The sequence below is a fragment of the Acinetobacter sp. WCHAc010034 genome, assembly GCF_001696615.3.
Lineage (GTDB): Bacteria > Pseudomonadota > Gammaproteobacteria > Pseudomonadales > Moraxellaceae > Acinetobacter.
The window spans coordinates 1,507,748-1,525,795 of the sequence record NZ_CP032279.1 but is presented as its reverse complement, the minus strand read 5'-3'; the positions used below and the strand labels follow the sequence as shown (position 1 = coordinate 1,525,795).

Here is an 18,048-nt window from a genome sequence, read left to right as displayed (position 1 = left end):
AGTTTAAAACTCAGTAATCGAAGCTGAAATGTTCAGCAGCCAAAGAGGTCATGGTCTTCGACGGATTCACCATCGCTTCGGCATGGCCCTGCGTGCGCGGCAGCATGCGCTCAAAGTAGAAGTCCGCCACCTTGATTTTGGCTTTATAGAACTCAGGAACTTCCTGGCCTTCGCCGGACGCCAGTTTGGCGGAAGCGACAGCAGCCTGCTGCGCCCAGAAATACGCCATCATCACATAGCCGGAGAACATCAGGAAATCGACCGAAGCGGAAGACACGATATCGCGGTCTTTGCGGGCTGCCAGCATAATGCGGACAGTCAGCGCATTCCACTGCGCGCAAAGCTTGGTTAAGTCCCAGGCGAAACGGCGCATGTATTTATTGCGCGCATGCTGGCCGCAGAATTTCAGGATTTCAGCGGTATAGTCGCGGATCACCTTGCCTTTGGAGGTCAGCAGCACTTTGCGCCCGATCAGGTCCAGCGCCTGCACGCCGGTTGTGCCTTCGTACAGCGTGGAAATGCGCGAGTCGCGGACAATCTGCTCCATGCCCCATTCTTTAATATAGCCGTGGCCGCCGTATACCTGCATGCCGTGGTTGGCTGCTTCATAGCCCAGTTCGGTCAGGAAGCCTTTCAGGATCGGGGTATAGAAGCCCAAATGGTCGTCATGCGCTTCAAAGGCTGCGGTATCGCCGCGGGTGAGGGCATCGGCCATTTTATCCGCCAGCTGGGCCGCGTAATAAATCATGGCGCGGCCGCCTTCGGCAATGGCTTTCTGGGTCAGCAGCATGCGGCGCACATCGGCATGGTGAATGATGGCGTCAGCGGCTTTTTCAGGATCTTTCTTGCCGGACAGCGCGCGCATGGACATGCGCTCTTTGGCATAAGGCAAAGCGCCTTGGAATGCCAGTTCAGCATGCGCAATGCCCTGAATGGCCGTGCCGATGCGCGCGGTGTTCATGAAGGTGAACATGGCGTGCAGGCCTTTGTTCGGCTCACCGATCAGGTAGCCCACAGCGTTGTCAAAGTTCAGCACCGCAGTTGCCGATGCGCGGATGCCCATCTTGTGCTCAATGGAGCCGCAAGTCACCGGGTTGCGCTCGCCGGCGGTGCCGTCGGCATTTACCAGGAATTTAGGCACAATGAACAGTGAAATGCCTTTGGTGCCTGCAGGCGCATCCGGCAGGCGCGCCAGCACAATATGCACAATGTTGTCGGTTAGGTCATGCTCGCCGGCAGAGATGAAGATTTTCGTGCCGGAAATTGCATAAGAGCCGTCAGCCAGCGGTTCCGCTTTGGACTTGACCTGGCCTAAGTCGGTTCCGCACTGCGGCTCGGTCAGGCACATGGTGCCCGACCAGGTGCCGGCAACCAGATGCGGCAGGTAGATGCTTTTTTGCTCATCTGTGCCGAACTGCATGATGGTGTTGATGCAGCCGATGCTCAGGCCCGGGTACATCTGGAATGACCAGTTTGCCGTGCCCATCATTTCAGATTTAATCAGGTTCAGCGACTGAGGCAGGTTCTGGCCGCCGAACTCTTCCGGGAAAGACAGGCCTTGCCAGCCGCCCTGCACAAACTGGTCGTAGGCTTCTTTGAAGCCTTTAGGGGTTTTTACTTCGCCGTTCTCAAAATGGCAGCCTTCAGCGTCGCCGGACTGGTTCAGCGGAGACAGCACGTTTTCACAGAAATCGGCTGCGCCTTCAAGAATCATGTCTACCGTATCGGCATCGGCGATTTCGCCGTTGGACAAAGTCTGATAGTGTGCAGGGTAGTCAAGCACTTCATTCATCAAAAAGCGGATGTCGTGCAAAGGAGCTTTATAAGCAGGCATGGCGTTAATCCTAATTTGAAAATAGTTTTGGATAAGGGGCTGTCGGCAATTCTTCTATGCTTGCGGCGGCGGCTTGCCGGCAAACCCTGTCCGAATCGATGATTTTATTATTCACAATAATGGTGAAATTGCATTGATGCCGCAGACTGATAAAATTGTCAGAAATGCGAATTTGGCAGTTAAGGCTATCAGGGTTTTCTGCTGTTTCTGCTAAAGTACGCGCTGATCCTTTGGTCAGTCTTTACAATTAAAGTATAACTAAATCGGGTATTAAAAAGAATTTTATGCGTTTGAAATATTTAACTCTCTGCGTCTTGGGCCTGAGCTTGAGCGCCTGCAGCCAGCATGTCATTAAGTCCACTGCCGGCCAGCAGCAGCCTTTAGGTGAACGCGCCTCCAGCGCCCTCAACGCGGTGTTTGAAACCTCCAGCTACGATATGCAGGGACAGCTTTCCATTCAAATCCAGCCGAACAGCAAGGCGGCCAAAGGCGCCTCTGCAGCTGCCGGCCAGCCGCCGGCGCTGGATCCTGAAGTGAAAAAGCAGCTGGATCAGGCCATTAAGGCGCAGAAAATTCAGCTCAGCGCCAAAGAAAAAAGCCAGCTGTATGCCGCCATCGCCAGGCAGCATCATCCTGAAGCAGGGCTCCACGCGGACGCAAAAGCCGGCATGGCCGACAGCATGGCCAATCTGCTGAATGACTTGCAGTTCAGCTACGATGCCTCGGTGCATTACCGCCAGAAAATGGCCGCCCTGAATTTGAACCTGAAATATCAGAAACCGACCCTGCTGGTGCAGGCGCAGCTGCCGATGGTTGTGGATTTCAACAATTTCAGGCTGTATGCCAACTATTTTGCCTTCATGCCGTTTATGGTGAACCGCGAAAGCCAGGCCTCTTTCGCCTATATTGATTTTTCCAAATATAAAGATGATTTCAATCAGATCGACTTCAAGCAGCTGGCGAATTACCTGAAGCAGATGAATGCTTTACCGTATGCCTTGGCTGAACCGCAGCAGGTGAGCGCGGCTGCTTTAACCGAACAGGACAAGCAGCTGGGCGTGCACAGTAAAATCCGCTATCAAGGCACGCTGGAAGGCCTGATGCTGCAGATGAGTTTATTTGAACTGGTGAATACGCCGTACTACAGCGCACAAGTTGCCGGGCAGAAGCAGGCGCTGCAAGCCGAAGAAGCCGCTGCGCCTACAGCTGAAGCTGCGGATATTGCCGAAGCTGAAGATGCGTCCGTTGAAAGTCTGCTGGAGGTCGACGCTTACAATTCCGCAGAGCGGGTCAGCGAGCTGGTGCAGGCTCAGGCGCATGGCGCTGAGCATGAGCATGGCGCTGAGCATGAGCATGAAGCTGCCGATGCTGAGCAGGAAGGGGCAGAGGATAACGCGGAAATGGCAGCGGATGCAGCCTGCAGATCCGACGATGCATGCGATGCAGCCTCCGCTACGCTGAAGGAAGACTCAGATGCGCCGGAATCCGCTGAGGACGAAGCTTCCGCCTTGTCTGAGGAAGCCTGCGAAGCCTTAATCAATGCGGCCAAAGTGCCGGCCGGCCAGTTTACCCTGTGCCGCGAATGGTACGGCCTGGATCTGTTTGAGCCGGCTGCAGGAAAAGATGGCGGCGAATCCGCCGCGCAGCCGTCCGCGCTGGAGCAGCTGACGCCGGTGTTCATTGCATACCAGTCTGAGCAGCTGACCGATGTGCAGGGCTTTAAGCAGCTCTGGCAGAAGCATGATGCTGAAATTCAGCAGGCTTTAAAAGCGGAGCAGTCCAGCCCAACGCCGCTTATCATGGATATTGGACTGGACAAGGCCGGGCGCCTGCAGACTTTTAGCTATGATGTGCAGAAGAAAGATGAAAAATTAGGCCAGTTCCGCTTCATCAGCACCAACCAGATTTCAAATTACGGCAAAGCCAAGCCGATTGACCGCGAGCTTTTAAAAGAAGCCAAGTCCATTGAAGAAGTAACCAAAGGCTCTCTGCTGGAAAAAGTTTCCAAAGGCTTCCTGCGCGCTTTAGGGCCGGACGCAGCCGCAGCGCAGGCATCTGAAGATGAACAAAGCGCTGACGAGTATTTGAATAAAATCGCGCTGGACACATACAAGCGCACAGGTTCTTGGCTGAAGGCCTATCAGGCGGTTTTTGTGCTGTACGCGCCGATCAGCCAGTCAGATTTGAGCCGGCATTACAGCACTGCTGAGCTGAATGAAATGGCGGAAGTGTATGCCTATCATTTCAATCAGAACCTGCCTAAGCCGCAGGGCGCAGCGCTTGCCCGCCTGAATAAGCTGATTGCCAAGCATCAATTGAAGCATTCAGACAGCTTTGATGCGATTGGCTATGCCGTCAGCCGCAAGGTGAGTGAAGCGGTCAATGACTATCAGGCGCAGCAGCAGTGGGCCAAGCGGATCAAGCAGCACAAAACCCGGCAGGCGGTTTTTGCCCAGTACTATGCGGAAACTTTTGAGCAGGAATACTCGCTCAGCGATGAGCAGAAACGCCTGCTGCCGAAAGCTTCACAGGTGTTTGCGCAGGCCTTCGCCGACGACCTGAAAGGCAAGCTTTCAGAAAAGTCGCTGCAGAAGCTGCCGGAAGATGGCGCGGATTTATTTGACGATGCCATTTACCGCACAGCCTATCAAGGCGTGCTCAAGCATATGCCGAAATAACGGCAGCTTGAAATGAAAAAGAACCTCAGATGAGGTTCTTTTTTTGCCTACAGGAAATCTTTCAGGTTGGGCTTAACGCCATTCCAGATCCGGAAAGATTCAATGGCTTGCCCGACCAGCATGCCGAAGCCTTCAGATGCCGGCACGCCGCGCGCTTTGGCCTGATCTAAAAAACTCGACGGCTTGCCGTAAGCCATTTCATAGGCCTGCTTGAACTGCAGCGCTTGCGGCAAAAGCAGGGCATCGCCGCTGAGGCTGGCCGAGGTGGCATTAATGGCGATATCGAAGTTCCCCGCCAGATTGTCCAGGCTGACTGCGGACAGTTCCGCCTGCGGCACCGCCTGCTTGAGATCGGCAATCAGCTGCTCTGCGCGGGCCAAGGTGCGGTTGGCGATGACAATTTTTTTCACGCCGGCCTGCACCAGCGGATAAATCACGCCGCGGGTGGCGCCGCCTGCGCCGATAATCAGCAGCTCGGCATTTTCAAGTGTCCAGCCCAGCGCTTTAATCGCTTCGACCAGGCCTTGGCCATCGGTATTGTCGCCATGCAGCTGGCCGTCCTGCATCCACAGCGTATTGACGGCTTTGGCGATTTTGGCGCGCTCGGTCAGCACGGCGCATTCAGCAAAAGCCTGCTCCTTAAATGGCACGGTGACGTTCATGCCGGCGCCGCCTTGGCTGAAGAAGTCATGAATGCTGGCGCTGAAGCCGTCCAAAGGCGCCAGACGCTTGGCGTAGTTCAGCTGCACGCCGGTTTTGGCGGCAAAGGCGTGGTGCAGTTCCGGCGAGCGGGACTGTTCAATCGGGTTGCCGATCACGGCAAATTGCTTGCTCATCGCACAGGATCCATGTGGAGAAATGTGCATCAATATACGGCAAATTTTCCGCGCTCTAAAGCGCTAACTGCAATTTCCCCTGCGCTGAAAGCGCCCGTTTAAGGGTTGCAGACAGCTAAAACCGCATCGAGCATTAAGAAAGCCGCGCTGACAATCATGCCGGCCAGCGCAATGGCCATCACGGCTAATGCAAAATTGTCGTGAAAAGCGCTTTCAGAAAAAACGGCAGTGCTGACTGAGCTGAAAAGCGCCAGCATGAAGCTCCAGAAGCGCAAGGCGTTTGCGCTGATTTTCAGGGTGCGCATCGGGCTTGACCTCAGCAGTAAAGAATTTAATGTAGCGGATGTTTATGTCATTAAAATGTCGGCTGCCGCCTTGCATGAGCTTATGCTGCCGGGCTGGAAAATAGCGGATTCATGCGGCCGTTTGCATCTGAATGAAAAAAGCCTTCAGCGGGTGAAGGCTTTTGCGGTTCATCGGTAAAAAATCAGCCGGACAGCTTCAGCCAGTCCTGCGGCTTTAAATAGTAGTCGGTGAGTTTGTTCTCCGCCGAATCTGCCTCCCATTCCGGGCGGTACGACCAGCCGGCAAGCGGAGGCATGCTGACCAGAATCGACTCAATCCGCCCGCCGGTCTGCAGGCCGAACAGCGTGCCGCGGTCATACACCAGGTTGTATTCCACATAGCGCCCGCGGCGGTAGAGCTGGAATTCGCGCTGCGCTTCAGTATAAGGCTTGTGCTGATTGCGCTGGAAAATCGGCAGGATAGCGTTCAGATAGCCATTGCCGACCGCCTGCATGTATTTAAAGCAGGTTTCAAAATCCCACTGGTTCAAATCATCAAAGAATAAGCCGCCGACGCCGCGCTGCTCATCGCGGTGCTTGAGGCAAAAATAGTCATCGCACCATTTTTTATGCTCAGCATACACTTCAGCGCCGAATGGCGCGCACAGGTCATGCGCGGTTTGGTGCCATGCCAGCACATCTTCATCATTGGGATAAAAAGGCGTCAGGTCAAAACCGCCGCCAAACCACCAGACCGGGTCCTGGCCTTCCGGCTCCGCCACAAATAGGCGCACATTGGCATGCGAGGTCGGCACATTCGGGTTTTTCGGATGAATCACCAAAGACACGCCCATGGCCTGCGCTTTGGCGCCGGCAATGCCGGGATGGCGTCCTGTAGCGGAGGCCGGCAGCTGGGAAATATTGATATGCGAGAACATGACCCCGCCTTTTTCAATCACCGCGCCATTCTGCAGCACGCGCGAGCGCCCGCCGCCGCCTTCGGGGCGCTGCCAGTCATCAATAATGAATTCCGCCGTGCCGCCGCCGGCGCGTTCCTGCTGCTCTAAGGCAGCGCAGATGCGGGCCTGCAAATCAGTGAGAAAGTCGCGGACACGCTGGATGTCTGCTGAAGTTGGATGCTGCATCAGGGCCCTCATGGGGAAAATCAAAACTGCCTACATCAAAGCATAAAATGCTGAAAAGATTAAGGGCTTTTTCCGCCGGCGCGGGATTGCCAAAGGCGGATGACGCGCAGGCTTATTCCGACCAAAAGCCTAGGTTGAAATCCCCGCCTAAGCTCAGCAGAATATGCCTTAGGTGAATATGATCAGTTCAAATGGGGACAGCGTTGATAAAGCAGGCGGATTCTTTAATTCAGAAATACAATGTGCCGGGGCCGCGCTATACCAGCTATCCTACCGTGCCGTACTGGGATGAGCAGTCCTTTTCGCTGGAGGCGTGGAAGCGGACTTTAAAGAGCTCTTTTGATGAGTCAAACCGCAGCGAAGGCATCAGCCTGTATATTCATTTGCCGTTCTGCGAAAGCCTGTGCACCTTCTGCGGCTGCCATAAAAAGGTGACTAGGCGCCATGAGGTGGAACAGCCTTATATTCAGGCGGTGCTGAAGGAATGGGACTTGTACTGCCGGCTGCTTGAAGGCAGGCCGCTGATTAAGGAAATCCATTTGGGCGGCGGCACGCCGACTTTTTTCTCGCCGGAGCATTTAACCCAGCTGATTCAAGGCATTCTTGATAAAGCAGAAGTGGCGCCGCAGCATGAATTCAGTTTTGAAGGCCATCCGAACAACACCACGCGCGAGCATCTGCAGGCGCTGTATGATCTGGGCTTCCGCCGGGTCAGCTATGGCGTGCAGGACTATAATGAAGCCGTGCAGAAAGCCATTCACCGCATTCAGCCCTATGCGCATGTCGAGCGCGCAACCCTGTGGGCGCGTGAAATCGGCTACACCTCCATTTCGCATGATCTGGTGTTTGGCCTGCCGTTTCAAAGCCTGGATGATGTGCTGCACACCATTCAGCAGACCACCCGCCTGATGCCTGACCGCCTGGCGTTTTACAGCTATGCGCATGTGCCGTGGATTAAAGGCAACGGCCAGCGCGGCTTTAAAGATGCCGATGTGCCGAAAGATGAGATGAAGCGCCGCTGCTATGAAGAAGGCAAAAAGCAGCTGCTGGCGCAGGGCTATCATGAAATCGGCATGGATCATTTCGCCCTGCCGTCCGACGGCATGCACCGGGCCTTTCAGCAGGGCGCGCTGCACCGCAACTTCATGGGCTATACCGCCTCTAAAACCCAGCTGATGATCGGCTTGGGCCTGTCTTCCATCAGTGACAGCTGGTACAGCTTTGCGCAGAATGAAAAGAAGCTGGAAGACTACTATGCGCGCCTGGAGCAGGATGAAATTCCTGTGTACCGCGGCCATGTGCTGTCGCAGGAAGACCTGATTATCCGCAGGCATATTTTAAATTTAATGTGCAGCTTTGAGGCATCGTGGGAAAACCCGGCGCAGTCTTTTCCGGAACTGCCGCAGGTGCTGGCGCAGCTGCAGGAAATGCAGCAGGACGGCCTGCTGCAGCTGCATGATCACGGCATCCGCGTGACCGAGCGGGGCAAGCCCTTTGTGCGCAATATCTGCATGGCCTTTGACCTGCACTTGAAGCGCAAAGTGCCGGAAAGCCGGATTTTTTCCATGACCATTTAAGCGCTTTGAAAGCTGAAAAAGGCAGGGCATGGTCAGCGCTGTCCCGCACTTTTTAGCTGCACTGCCTCGTTTTTGCTTTAAAGCTTTCAAGGCCTTTGCGGCAGCCTGCGGCATTCCTGCCGCACGCATTATCCGAAGTTTATTTTACTCAGCAATGAGGCCGCAATGCGTGCATGGCTGCCTTACTGCTGCTTCATATACTGCACCAGCGCTTCAGCCGCCTTGGACTGGGTGCGGCCGGGGTGCCAGACCATGCCCAGCTTGCGGGTCATTTCCATCAGAACATCCAGCTGCTTCAAGTCCTGATTCAGCAGGGTTTTGGGCAGGACTGACCAGCCCAGCCCAATCGACACCAGCATGCGGATGGATTCCAGCGGATTGTTGCTCATGGTGATTTTCGGCTTGACGCCCTGCTTTTCAAACTCGGCTAAGGTGATTTGGCTGGTATAGGTTTGCGAAGCCGGCAGCAGGCTCGGGTATTCAATTAAATCTTTCAGGCTGAGATTGCGCTTTTGCGCCAAAGGATGGAACGGCGCCGCCGCAAAGACCAAAGGGTCATCCCAGATCGTGACATAGTTGAGGCGGCTGTCGCCTTGCGGCGGCAAGGTTAAAAACGCCAGCTCCAGATCGCCGGCCAGCACCTGTTCATGCGCCTGCTCGGAATCGACAAAATGCACATCCAGAGTCACTTCGGGAAAATTCTGCACATAGCGGCGCAAATGATTCGGCAGATGATGCAGGCCAATGTGATGGCTGGTGCCGATTTTCAGCTTGCCCTGCACCTGGCCCTGCTCATGGCTCAGGGTATTGTGAATATCGCCCAGCTCATTCAGCCAGTTTTTTACTTTAGGCAGCAGTGAATGGGCGGCATGGGTCGCCTGAATGCCGCGCCCGGCAGATTCAAACAGCTTGACACCGAAATAGTCTTCCAGGCTGTGAATGCGCTTGGTGACTGCGGGCTGGGTAATGAAAAGCTGATCGGCGGCCAGAGAAATCGATCCAGTTTCCATGACTTTAACAAAGGCTTCAAAGGCTGCGAGATTCATCTTAAATTACCTATAAAGATTTTTTATGGTAATTTTATTATTTAGAAGTTTTAAGAATTAATCAAAGGAAAGTTGCATTATTTGACTTAAAGCTGAAGATTCATGCAGAAATCCGCGCTGCGGATCGCCAAGCCTTTGGAGCTGATTTATGGAAGAAAAGGCGTTTGGCCGCCTGAAGCGCAGGGGGCGGCGGACTTGATCAGGCGCAGAGCAAGCTGAAATCTTCATGGCCTGCACGGCAGCGCGCTAAAAAGCGCTGAATACTTTTTTCAGAAAAAGAATCAGCTTCAGAAAAACATTAACCGCCGGCGGGCGGTTTTGAGGAACATTGGCAGAAAATTTTAAACGGCGACTTTCTCATTCTGCTGCGCAGTTTTCTTTTCCCAGGCTTTTTCGTGGAAAAAGAACGCCACCGCCTGCACGGTCGGTTCCAATAAGCTTAAAGCGATGGCCATGCTCAGGCTGCCGGTGACGAAATAGCCAACCAGCATCGCTACCGTAATGTGCATGATGTAGTAGCTTAAGGTTTTTTTAAACATGCGCCGGTTGGTTTCTACAAATTTTTGGATGTTTGCCATGTTAATGTTCCTCAATTGAAGCCTAAGATGTAAATAATAATTATTATCATCTATGATGTACAAGCGGATATTTTAAATTTGATCATCGGAAAAATTAATCTTGTATTTTTTTGAGCTTTTGTTTTAATCTAAGATTATAATTTTTAATAGTTTTTAGAGGGCTGTTTGAAAACTAAAATATTTGCTTTGTTGGCGTCATTCGGGATGATCGGATGCGGGGAAAGCCCTTTATTAAAGGATTTTCCTGAGAATGATTTGCTTGAAGCTGCCATCAGCTCACAGCGCATCGAAAGTGAAATGACCTTGAAGATGCAAATTTGCCATGCCTATGCGCCGCAGGAAATGGGATCTAAAATGGAAGCCATCGCGTTCCAGCGTGAACTTGGAAGGGCTTACAGCTATTATGAAAATCAGACGCGGGCATTTAATAAAAAAGTCCGGCGCTATCTGCGCGATTATCAAGATCAGTATCTTGCTGCGCCTGAACTGCGGCAGCAGGCGGATAATGCGCACTTTCAGCTGAACTTATTGCCTGCGCGTTTAGCTGCTGCTGAATATTTTGGCGCGGACAGCAGGGATGTTAAGGAAGCCTTGTCTCAAGACAATCAATTGACTTATTTCTCAAGGCTGAATCCAAATTCGGAAATCATTATGCAGGCTTTGCATGAAAAAAATAAAGCCATCGCTGCAAAGTGCGAAAAGCTGATGCAGGATTTCCTGGACGATAAAATACAGCCGGATTTTTCAAAATATGGCGATGAGTATAAAAAGATCACCGGCATGAATGGGCTGTCGAAAAATAGCTGATTTGAGCTGCCTGGCTGCGGGGCGGGCAGGATGGAATGTGAAGGTGTTAAATGACTGATTCACAGTAAATATTCAGCGCTGAATATCCTTAGCGCTGCGGCAGGCGATTTTAAGGATTTTTAATTCCAAAAAGTTTTCAAACTAATAAAAATGATAAATTAGATTTATGTAAAATCGTGGCTATAATCAATTTAATGACAGAATTACCCAGTCCAGTGGAGCAAATCGACATGGCAGGCGAAACCCAAAAAGCAAAAAATGACAGCAGCGCAGATGCAAAAACCCTGTATGACAAATTATGGGATGACCATTTGGTTAAGCAGCGCGATGACGGCTCCGCTTTGCTGTATATCGACCGCCATTTGCTGCATGAAGTGACTTCTCCGCAGGCCTTTGAAGGCTTGCAGCTGGCTGGGCGCAAGCCTTGGCGCTTAAGCGCGAACATTGCCACGCCAGACCATAACGTTCCGACCTCAGCCAAAGAGCGCTCTGAAGGGATCGCCGGCATTGAAGATGATACATCGCGCATTCAGGTGCAGACTTTGGATGACAACTGCAAAGCCTTTAATGTGGTGCAGTTCGACATCAATGACATCCGCCAGGGCATTGCGCATGTGGTCGGGCCGGAGCAGGGCCTGACTTTGCCGGGCATGACTGTGGTGTGCGGCGATTCGCATACCGCAACGCATGGCGCATTCGGCTGTCTGGCGCACGGCATCGGCACCTCTGAAGTTGAGCACGTTTTGGCCACCCAATGCCTGGTTCAAAAGAAGATGAAAAACATGCTGGTGCGCGTTGACGGCCAGCTGGGCCAGGGCGTGACCTCTAAAGACGTGGTGTTGGCGATTATCGGCAAAATCGGCACAGCCGGCGGCACCGGCCATGCCATTGAATTCGGCGGACAGGTGTTCCGCGACATGTCGATTGAAGGCCGCATGACGGTCTGCAACATGGCGATTGAAGCCGGCGCGCGCGTAGGCATGGTGGCGGTGGATGACAAAACCGTTGAATACGTCAAAGGCCGCAGCTACGCGCCTAAAGGCGGGCAGTGGGATGCAGCCGTTGCCTACTGGAATACCCTGCATTCAGATGCCGGTGCGCATTTTGACACTGTCGTGGTTCTGCAGGGCGAAGACATTGAGCCGCAAGTGTCCTGGGGCACTTCGCCGGAAATGGTGATTCCGGTTTCCCAGGCTGTTCCGACTTTGGAACAGGCCAAGGATGACGTGCAGCGCAGCGACTGGACCCGCGCTTATCAGTACATGGGTTTAAACGCCGGCCAAGCTTTGGCGGACATTCAGCTGGACCGCGTGTTTATCGGCTCCTGCACCAACTCGCGCATTGAAGATATCCGCGCGGCTGCGGAAGTCGTCAAAGGCCGCAAAGTGGCGCCGAGCATTAAGCAGGCGATGGTGGTGCCGGGTTCCGGCTTAGTGAAGCAGCAGGCGGAAGCTGAAGGCTTGGACAAAATCTTGGTGGAAGCCGGTTTTGAATGGCGCGAGCCGGGCTGCTCCATGTGCCTGGCAATGAATGCGGATAAATTGCAGCCGGGCGAGCATTGCGCATCGACCTCCAACCGCAACTTTGAAGGCCGTCAGGGCAACGGCGGCCGGACGCACTTGGTGAGCCCGGCGATGGCTGCCGCCGCCGCGATTGCCGGCCACTTCGTTGATGTTCGTTCATTTTAATCGGTTAACCGGGAGCAAAACATGAAAGCTTATACCGTAGAACAGGGTATCGTTGCGCCATTAGACCGTGCCAATGTCGATACAGACTTGATTATTCCCAAGCAGTTTTTGAAATCCATCAAGCGCACCGGTTTCGGCGAAAACTTATTTGATGAATTGCGCTATCTGGATGAAGGCTATCCGGGGCAGGACAATGCCAAGCGCCCGAAAAATCCGGATTTCATCTTGAACCAGCCGCGCTACCAGGGCGCATCGGTATTGCTGGCCCGCGCCAATTTCGGCTGCGGTTCAAGCCGCGAGCATGCGCCGTGGGCCTTGGATGAGTACGGCTTCCGCACCGTGATTGCGCCAAGCTATGCCGACATTTTCTTCAATAACAGCTTTAAAAACGGCATGCTGCCGGTCATTCTGCCTGAAGAGGCGGTCGATCAGCTGTTTAAGGAATGCGCAGCTGCCGAAGGCTATCAGCTGACTGTTGATTTGGCAGCGCAGGAAGTGCGCACGCCAAGCGGCGAGGCATTCAAATTTGAAGTTGACCCGTTCCGCAAGCATTGCCTGCTGAATGGCCTGGATGACATTGGCTTGACTTTGCAGGCGGCGGACGATATCCGCGCTTATGAAGAGCGGGCCAAAGCGGCGCGCCCGTGGGTGTTTACTGAGTTAAAAGCCTAAGTAAATTCGCGCATTAAGCTATAGTCACCATGCATAAGACTTGCTAATATCGGGGCATAATTATAGTCAGATATTGCCGGATTTTGTCAGGCTGGGTTTGGGTCATGGATAAGCTGTTTGGACGATTTGCTTTACTCGGAGCTTTAGCAGCGTCACTGGCGGCATGCCAGAGCATGGATGCCGCGCGCCTTAAGCATGCCAGTGAAGGCGCCAGCGCGAAGCGCAATGCCTTGATTTACTGCGCGGGAACCGAAGACTGCGAATTTGAGCGCCTGGATAAGATCCGCATCGTCGATGCTGACAATCGGCAGCTGGACAGGTCGGCGCTGCATGCCGGAATTCTGCGCCTGCAGGCCAAATCAGTCCGCGAGCCGAATGCCGTGTACCTTTCCGTTCCTCCCGGCCAGCATGAAGTGGTGATCCGCTTTTATCCGATTTCCAGGGATAAAGCGGAACGCCTGCATGTGATTCATCAGTTTAATGCCCACCAGCGCTATACCTTTAAGATGTACCGCAACCGCAGCAAGCAGCAGGGCAGCCTGCTGAATGTTTCTGCGCCGGATCCGCTCTGTGTGGACCTGATGCAGGAGCAGAAAACTATTCGGCGTTTCTGCAAGCCGTACAATGTCCTGAATGGGCTGGGCGAGTTTGCGGAAAAAAAATTGTAAAAATCCTGTTGGCTCAACAACTGACTTCATAAAATGGAAACCCTCATGTCAAAACAAATCTTGATTTTAGCTGGCGACGGCATTGGTCCGGAAATTGTAAAAGCGGCCGAACAGGTGCTGGCGCGCGTAAATGAAAAATTCAATTTGGGTTTGACATGGGAACAGGGCTTATTGGGCGGCACGGCCATTGATGCGCATGGCGAACCGTATCCGGCAGTGACCGCGGCGCAGGCGGAAAAAGCCGATGCCATTTTGCTTGGCGCTGTCGGCGGCCCTAAATGGGATGCGATTGAGCGCTCCATCCGCCCGGAACGCGGCTTATTGAAAATCCGCTCTGAGCTGAACCTGTTCGCCAACCTGCGCCCGGCCATCCTTTATCCGCAATTGGCGGATGCATCCAGCTTAAAGCCGGAAATTGTCGCCGGCCTGGATATTCTGATTGTGCGCGAATTGACCGGCGGGATTTATTTCGGCCAGCCGCGCGGCATCCGTGAGCTGGAAAACGGCGAAAAGCAGGGCTACAACACAGACGTTTATTCGGAATCTGAAATCAAGCGCATTGCCAAAGTGGCGTTTGAGCTGGCTGGCCTGCGCGGCGGCAAAGTCTGCTCGGTAGACAAAGCCAACGTGCTGGAAGTGACCGAGCTGTGGAAGCAGACCGTGACCGCGCTGAAAGAAGCGCAGTATCCAGAAATTAATTTATCGCATATGTATGTCGACAACGCCGCCATGCAGCTGGTGCGCGCGCCGAAGCAGTTTGACGTGATTGTCACCGGCAACCTGTTCGGCGACATCCTGTCTGATGAAGCAGCCATGCTGACCGGCTCCATCGGCATGCTGCCGTCGGCTTCTCTGGATGAAAACGGCAAAGGCATGTATGAGCCTTGCCACGGCTCTGCGCCTGACATTGCCGGCCAGAACATCGCGAATCCATTGGCGACAGTGCTGTCTGTGGCGATGATGCTGCGCTATACCTTCCGTGAGGAAGCGGCCGCTCAAGCCATTGAAGATGCAGTCGGCAATGTGCTGGATCAGGGCCTGCGCACAGCGGATATCATGTCTGAAGGCATGAAGAAAGTCGGCACAGCGGAAATGGGCCAGGCGGTTGTCGCTGCCTTGGGCTGATTGCTGTTCCAATAAAAAAACCGGGCGCTAAGCGCCCGGTTTTTTTATTGCCTGACTTACTGGCTTAAGGCCTGCAATTCATCAAGGCTTAGCTCTTGTATTTCAAATAATGGCTGCTTGAGCAGGGCGTTCAATTCAGTGACAGCATCGTAACCGGCATGGCTGCCTTCAATGCTTAAGTTTTGCTTGTCTGCATCATAGTGAAGCCCATTGTTTTTTTGAATCACTTGTTCAAGCAGGCTTGGCGCATCGCTTAAATCCGCTAAGTTGCCTTGCAGGCTCATGGACAAATAATCTAGGAAGTGCCAGTTGAAGTGATGCTGCGCAATAAAGTTTTCCTTATGGCCATATATAATGCTGCCGGTATCATAGTCCGTCATATATTCATCTTGCTGATTAAGCCAAATCACATAGTTTTTTTGCGTGTCATCAACTTCCAGCAATTGATAATGCATGATTTTGGTGAGCTTGGCGAACTCAAATAAATCATCAGGCTCCAGCTTGGGAATGCCGTCATCTTTGTCATAGGCTTCCCCGGTTTTCTCTAAAACCAGGGCTTCAACAGCCTCGTAGGCTTCTTCATCAGCTTCACCGTAGCCGAAGTCATAGCTTTCTAAATCAATGTTTTGCAATTCATCAATGATCAGGTTTTTATAGGCCTGCTCAGCTTCAGCTTTATCTGCATAAATCTGCTGGATTGCGCCTTGATGCGCATAATGGGTCTGGAAATATTCATCGTTATAACCAAAGTCAACACGGCGAATGACAAATTTGCTGCTCATATTATTCCTTCTTGCTGCAGTTTCAGGGTTAGCGGACTTCTCGGGTTTCCTCGAGCTCAATCAATGCTTTTAAAGCATGAAAATCAATTTGATGAATCTCGAAAAAGGGCTGCTAGAGTAAATCATTCACAGCTTTCAGGGCGGCAAAATCCCGGACGCTGACGCAGCTTTTCGGACTGAGCTTATGCTCTTGATAAGCCCAGGCTGCCTGGCTTTGCGCCAATTGCTGCTCAAATTCTGCAGGCGAGGCGCTCAGCTCTTCGATACTGCCGCGGCGGCGCGCATAAGAGGGGAAAATCTGCTGCAGCAAATGCTGGATAAAGGCTTCAGCGCGCGGATGTGTTTCTGGAAAATTGGCGGATGTGCCCCAGATTAATTCACCGCAAAAGTCATCTTCTTCATCAGGATTGCCATAAGGGTCTGGCAAACGCAAATAGGCTTGGTTTTCTGCATCCCAAATCACATAATTTTCATCATTCAGGCATTCCAGCTGATAAGGCAAAATCCCGAACTGTTCAGCAAGATGCAGGGTGTCTTCATCACTCAACGCATCGGGAACAACATCGCTTAAGCAGCCGTCCTGATAAAGCGCAATGCCGCTATGGTCTAAAATCCGCTGATGCACCGCTTCAATCACTTCGGCTGGGGTATAGGCAGGCACATTGTAAATATACAAATCCTGATCGCGCACTGCTGTGATGGTGAGCTGCTGCAGCGCCTGTTCAGCTGCAGTCAAGTCATCATAAACGCCGGCAATTTCACCGAGCTGGAATTGTTTTACATCGTAGTATTCATTGTCATAGTCGAATAGTTTTTTGCGGATGATGTAATGGTTCATGCGCTGTAAATCTCCTGAAGCTGCTGAAGGCTTAACGCGCGTATTTCAAAGATCGGCGTTTTCAGCAGGCTGTTGATGGCTGAAAGCTGGGTAAAACTCAGCTGCCCTATGTCAATGGCGGCAATGCGGCGCTGAGTATCGAATTCAAATGCGCTGATGCTGCTGAATAATGCCTCCCATAATTTGGGCTGACTGGTCAGCATTTCAGGAGCATGCAGGCGCAGCGTGTCTTCAAGTAATAGTTCAAAGGCATAAATTAATTCTGACCAGTCATATTCTGGAAAGTCAGGATGCCTGCTTTCAATCAAATCGCCTTGCAAGCCGTCAAAATAGGCCTGTTCCTCATTCATCCAGAGCAAATAAAACAGGCAGTCACTGCTCACTTCAATCACGACATAGCGCAGCATATTTGCGCGCTGAGCAAACTCAAAATAATCATCAGGGCTTAAGGCGGCCGGAATATAATCTTCATGCCGGCCGCGTTCATCAAGCAGTGACTGACCGCAGCGCTCTAAGCAAAATCGGTTCAGCTGCTGAAGCAGTTCAATATCTGCTTGCTGATACTCAGGCGCAAAATAATTGCCGAGAATTTCACGCGGCAAAACCTCTAAATTGAGCTGCTTGCAGGCCTGATGGGCGCTTCCGCGGTCGGCATAAACCGCATGAATCTGCGTTACATACGCTTCATCCCTGAGATAAAACTCATCGTTATAGGCAAAGCGCTGCTGGCGGATGATATAGGCTTGATTGGTCATCTGTTACTGCGCTTGATTGGCGCGCTGCTCGAGCTGGAATACATCCATCAGGCTGAGCTGCGCCAATTCAATAGGGTGTTTCAGCAAGGCATTCAGTGCGGTGACCAAATCAGGTTGAAGCAGGAGATGGAGCTGTTTCCGCTCTGCGTCATAACGCAGCTGCGGCTGCTGTGCAATGAAGTTTTGCAATAGGCGGGGCGCCTCGCTTAAGTCCGCCAAATCGCCGTGTAAAACATGGCTGGCATTTTCAATATAGCGGTCATGGCTGACGGGCGGATTCAATCCATCTGCGGCATTGCATTCGGCAGTGAAATAGTATTCAAGAAACTTGTTCTGCCGGAAATCCTCTTCCATTTGCGCATCGGTTATCGGCAAATGCTGAAGTGCGCAGAGTGATTGATGTTTTGGGTACTCATACAGGGCATACATGCATTGACCGAGCTGCTGCAATTGCTCAAATAAAGCATCCGCCGGCAATGATTTTAGAAATTCCCGGTTTGCAGCATGAGGATCAGCAGCTGAGCAAGGGGAATGGATCAGATGATTGAACTGAATAGCGGCATGATGGCAAAAATCGTATTCGAGCTGTTTCCACTGCGCGGCAGCTGCAGCCTTATCTGCAAAAATTGACTGCATATGGCCGAAGTGGCAGTCAGCGCCGTAGAGATGGGTATAATGCTCGTCCGTGTACCAATACGATAAGACACGGATTACATAGAGCTTTTCCGCTGGCAT

At 52.5% G+C, this 18,048-nt stretch carries 17 protein-coding genes; 7 read left to right on the top strand and 10 right to left on the bottom strand.

Going from position 1 to position 18,048, the window contains the following annotated elements; genetic code table 11:
- Positions 1–10 precede the first annotated feature (10 nt).
- Positions 11–1,834, bottom strand: a complete 1,824-nt coding sequence (locus tag BEN74_RS08935) for an acyl-CoA dehydrogenase C-terminal domain-containing protein (RefSeq protein ID WP_068909247.1) — start codon at positions 1,832–1,834, stop codon at positions 11–13.
- A 284-nt stretch (positions 1,835–2,118) separates the two neighbouring features.
- On the opposite strand from BEN74_RS08935, the gene BEN74_RS08930 reads away from it, so the two are divergent.
- The gene (locus tag BEN74_RS08930; protein WP_068909245.1) at positions 2,119–4,512 is read left to right on the top strand and encodes a hypothetical protein; all 2,394 of its coding nucleotides are present in this window, start codon (positions 2,119–2,121) and stop codon (positions 4,510–4,512) included.
- A gap of 47 nt (positions 4,513–4,559) precedes the next feature.
- On the opposite strand, the gene aroE is transcribed toward BEN74_RS08930, so the two are convergent.
- The 3 genes from aroE to hemF form a co-directional block, all read right to left on the bottom strand.
- Positions 4,560–5,348, bottom strand: coding sequence for a shikimate dehydrogenase (aroE, locus tag BEN74_RS08925; protein ID WP_068909242.1), 789 nt, complete (start codon positions 5,346–5,348; stop codon positions 4,560–4,562).
- 98 nt (positions 5,349–5,446) lie between these two features.
- A complete protein-coding gene (locus tag BEN74_RS08920) occupies positions 5,447–5,653 on the bottom strand; it encodes a hypothetical protein (RefSeq protein ID WP_068909240.1) in 207 nt (68 codons plus the stop codon).
- Positions 5,654–5,835: 182 nt separating this feature from the next.
- The gene (hemF, locus tag BEN74_RS08915; RefSeq protein ID WP_068909267.1) at positions 5,836–6,777 is read right to left on the bottom strand and encodes an oxygen-dependent coproporphyrinogen oxidase; all 942 of its coding nucleotides are present in this window, start codon (positions 6,775–6,777) and stop codon (positions 5,836–5,838) included.
- 191 nt (positions 6,778–6,968) lie between these two features.
- Between hemF and hemN the strand changes: the two genes are divergently transcribed.
- Positions 6,969–8,354, top strand: coding sequence for an oxygen-independent coproporphyrinogen III oxidase (gene hemN / locus BEN74_RS08910; protein WP_068909238.1), 1,386 nt, complete (start codon positions 6,969–6,971; stop codon positions 8,352–8,354).
- A gap of 182 nt (positions 8,355–8,536) precedes the next feature.
- Here the strand turns inward: hemN and BEN74_RS08905 are convergent, their stop codons facing one another.
- Positions 8,537–9,400: a LysR family transcriptional regulator gene (locus BEN74_RS08905; RefSeq protein ID WP_068909236.1), complete on the bottom strand. Its 864-nt coding sequence runs from the start codon at positions 9,398–9,400 to the stop codon at positions 8,537–8,539.
- A 341-nt stretch (positions 9,401–9,741) separates the two neighbouring features.
- Positions 9,742–9,978 (bottom strand): DUF2061 domain-containing protein, encoded by a 237-nt coding sequence (locus BEN74_RS08900; protein ID WP_068909234.1) that lies wholly within the window; start codon positions 9,976–9,978, stop codon positions 9,742–9,744.
- A gap of 165 nt (positions 9,979–10,143) precedes the next feature.
- Here BEN74_RS08900 and BEN74_RS08895 point away from each other — a divergent pair, with 165 nt between their 5' ends.
- The 5 genes from BEN74_RS08895 to leuB all read left to right on the top strand — a co-directional run bounded on the left by BEN74_RS08895 (position 10,144) and on the right by leuB (position 14,938).
- Positions 10,144–10,785, top strand: a complete 642-nt coding sequence (locus tag BEN74_RS08895) for a hypothetical protein (protein WP_162898165.1) — start codon at positions 10,144–10,146, stop codon at positions 10,783–10,785.
- 230 nt (positions 10,786–11,015) lie between these two features.
- Positions 11,016–12,473 (top strand): 3-isopropylmalate dehydratase large subunit, encoded by a 1,458-nt coding sequence (gene leuC / locus BEN74_RS08890; protein ID WP_068909229.1) that lies wholly within the window; start codon positions 11,016–11,018, stop codon positions 12,471–12,473.
- A 21-nt stretch (positions 12,474–12,494) separates the two neighbouring features.
- The gene (gene leuD, locus BEN74_RS08885) at positions 12,495–13,145 is read left to right on the top strand and encodes a 3-isopropylmalate dehydratase small subunit (protein WP_068909226.1); all 651 of its coding nucleotides are present in this window, start codon (positions 12,495–12,497) and stop codon (positions 13,143–13,145) included.
- Positions 13,146–13,249: 104 nt separating this feature from the next.
- Positions 13,250–13,813: a hypothetical protein gene (locus BEN74_RS08880; RefSeq protein WP_068909224.1), complete on the top strand. Its 564-nt coding sequence runs from the start codon at positions 13,250–13,252 to the stop codon at positions 13,811–13,813.
- Positions 13,814–13,858: 45 nt separating this feature from the next.
- The gene (leuB, locus tag BEN74_RS08875; protein ID WP_068909222.1) at positions 13,859–14,938 is read left to right on the top strand and encodes a 3-isopropylmalate dehydrogenase; all 1,080 of its coding nucleotides are present in this window, start codon (positions 13,859–13,861) and stop codon (positions 14,936–14,938) included.
- A gap of 56 nt (positions 14,939–14,994) precedes the next feature.
- Here the strand turns inward: leuB and BEN74_RS08870 are convergent, their stop codons facing one another.
- The 4 genes from BEN74_RS08870 to BEN74_RS08855 all read right to left on the bottom strand — a co-directional run bounded on the left by BEN74_RS08870 (position 14,995) and on the right by BEN74_RS08855 (position 18,048).
- Positions 14,995–15,720 carry a hypothetical protein gene (locus BEN74_RS08870; protein WP_068909220.1) on the bottom strand — a complete coding sequence of 242 codons (726 nt, stop codon included), beginning with the start codon at positions 15,718–15,720 and terminating at the stop codon, positions 14,995–14,997.
- A gap of 112 nt (positions 15,721–15,832) precedes the next feature.
- On the bottom strand, positions 15,833–16,558 hold the full coding sequence (locus BEN74_RS08865; protein WP_068909218.1) for a hypothetical protein: 726 nt from the start codon (positions 16,556–16,558) through the stop codon (positions 15,833–15,835).
- Positions 16,555–17,313, bottom strand: coding sequence for a hypothetical protein (locus tag BEN74_RS08860; RefSeq protein ID WP_068909216.1), 759 nt, complete (start codon positions 17,311–17,313; stop codon positions 16,555–16,557). The genes BEN74_RS08865 and BEN74_RS08860 overlap by 4 nt, the downstream gene beginning before the upstream one ends.
- Before the next feature lie 3 nt (positions 17,314–17,316).
- Positions 17,317–18,048 (bottom strand): hypothetical protein, encoded by a 732-nt coding sequence (locus tag BEN74_RS08855; RefSeq protein ID WP_068909214.1) that lies wholly within the window; start codon positions 18,046–18,048, stop codon positions 17,317–17,319.

Excerpts from the sequence above, each read along its gene's own strand:
- BEN74_RS08935 (WP_068909247.1), bottom strand. The coding sequence starts at position 1,834 with ATGCCTGCTTATAAAGCTCCTTTGCACGACATCCGCTTTTTGATGAAT.
- BEN74_RS08930 (WP_068909245.1), top strand. The coding sequence starts at position 2,119 with ATGCGTTTGAAATATTTAACTCTCTGCGTCTTGGGCCTGAGCTTGAGC.
- aroE (WP_068909242.1), bottom strand. The coding sequence starts at position 5,348 with ATGAGCAAGCAATTTGCCGTGATCGGCAACCCGATTGAACAGTCCCGC.
- BEN74_RS08920 (WP_068909240.1), bottom strand. The coding sequence starts at position 5,653 with ATGCGCACCCTGAAAATCAGCGCAAACGCCTTGCGCTTCTGGAGCTTC.
- hemF (WP_068909267.1), bottom strand. The coding sequence starts at position 6,777 with ATGCAGCATCCAACTTCAGCAGACATCCAGCGTGTCCGCGACTTTCTC.
- hemN (WP_068909238.1), top strand. The coding sequence starts at position 6,969 with ATGGGGACAGCGTTGATAAAGCAGGCGGATTCTTTAATTCAGAAATAC.
- BEN74_RS08905 (WP_068909236.1), bottom strand. The coding sequence starts at position 9,400 with ATGAATCTCGCAGCCTTTGAAGCCTTTGTTAAAGTCATGGAAACTGGA.
- BEN74_RS08900 (WP_068909234.1), bottom strand. The coding sequence starts at position 9,978 with ATGGCAAACATCCAAAAATTTGTAGAAACCAACCGGCGCATGTTTAAA.
- leuC (WP_068909229.1), top strand. The coding sequence starts at position 11,016 with ATGGCAGGCGAAACCCAAAAAGCAAAAAATGACAGCAGCGCAGATGCA.
- leuD (WP_068909226.1), top strand. The coding sequence starts at position 12,495 with ATGAAAGCTTATACCGTAGAACAGGGTATCGTTGCGCCATTAGACCGT.
- BEN74_RS08880 (WP_068909224.1), top strand. The coding sequence starts at position 13,250 with ATGGATAAGCTGTTTGGACGATTTGCTTTACTCGGAGCTTTAGCAGCG.
- leuB (WP_068909222.1), top strand. The coding sequence starts at position 13,859 with ATGTCAAAACAAATCTTGATTTTAGCTGGCGACGGCATTGGTCCGGAA.
- BEN74_RS08870 (WP_068909220.1), bottom strand. The coding sequence starts at position 15,720 with ATGAGCAGCAAATTTGTCATTCGCCGTGTTGACTTTGGTTATAACGAT.
- BEN74_RS08865 (WP_068909218.1), bottom strand. The coding sequence starts at position 16,558 with ATGAACCATTACATCATCCGCAAAAAACTATTCGACTATGACAATGAA.
- BEN74_RS08860 (WP_068909216.1), bottom strand. The coding sequence starts at position 17,313 with ATGACCAATCAAGCCTATATCATCCGCCAGCAGCGCTTTGCCTATAAC.
- BEN74_RS08855 (WP_068909214.1), bottom strand. The coding sequence starts at position 18,048 with ATGCCAGCGGAAAAGCTCTATGTAATCCGTGTCTTATCGTATTGGTAC.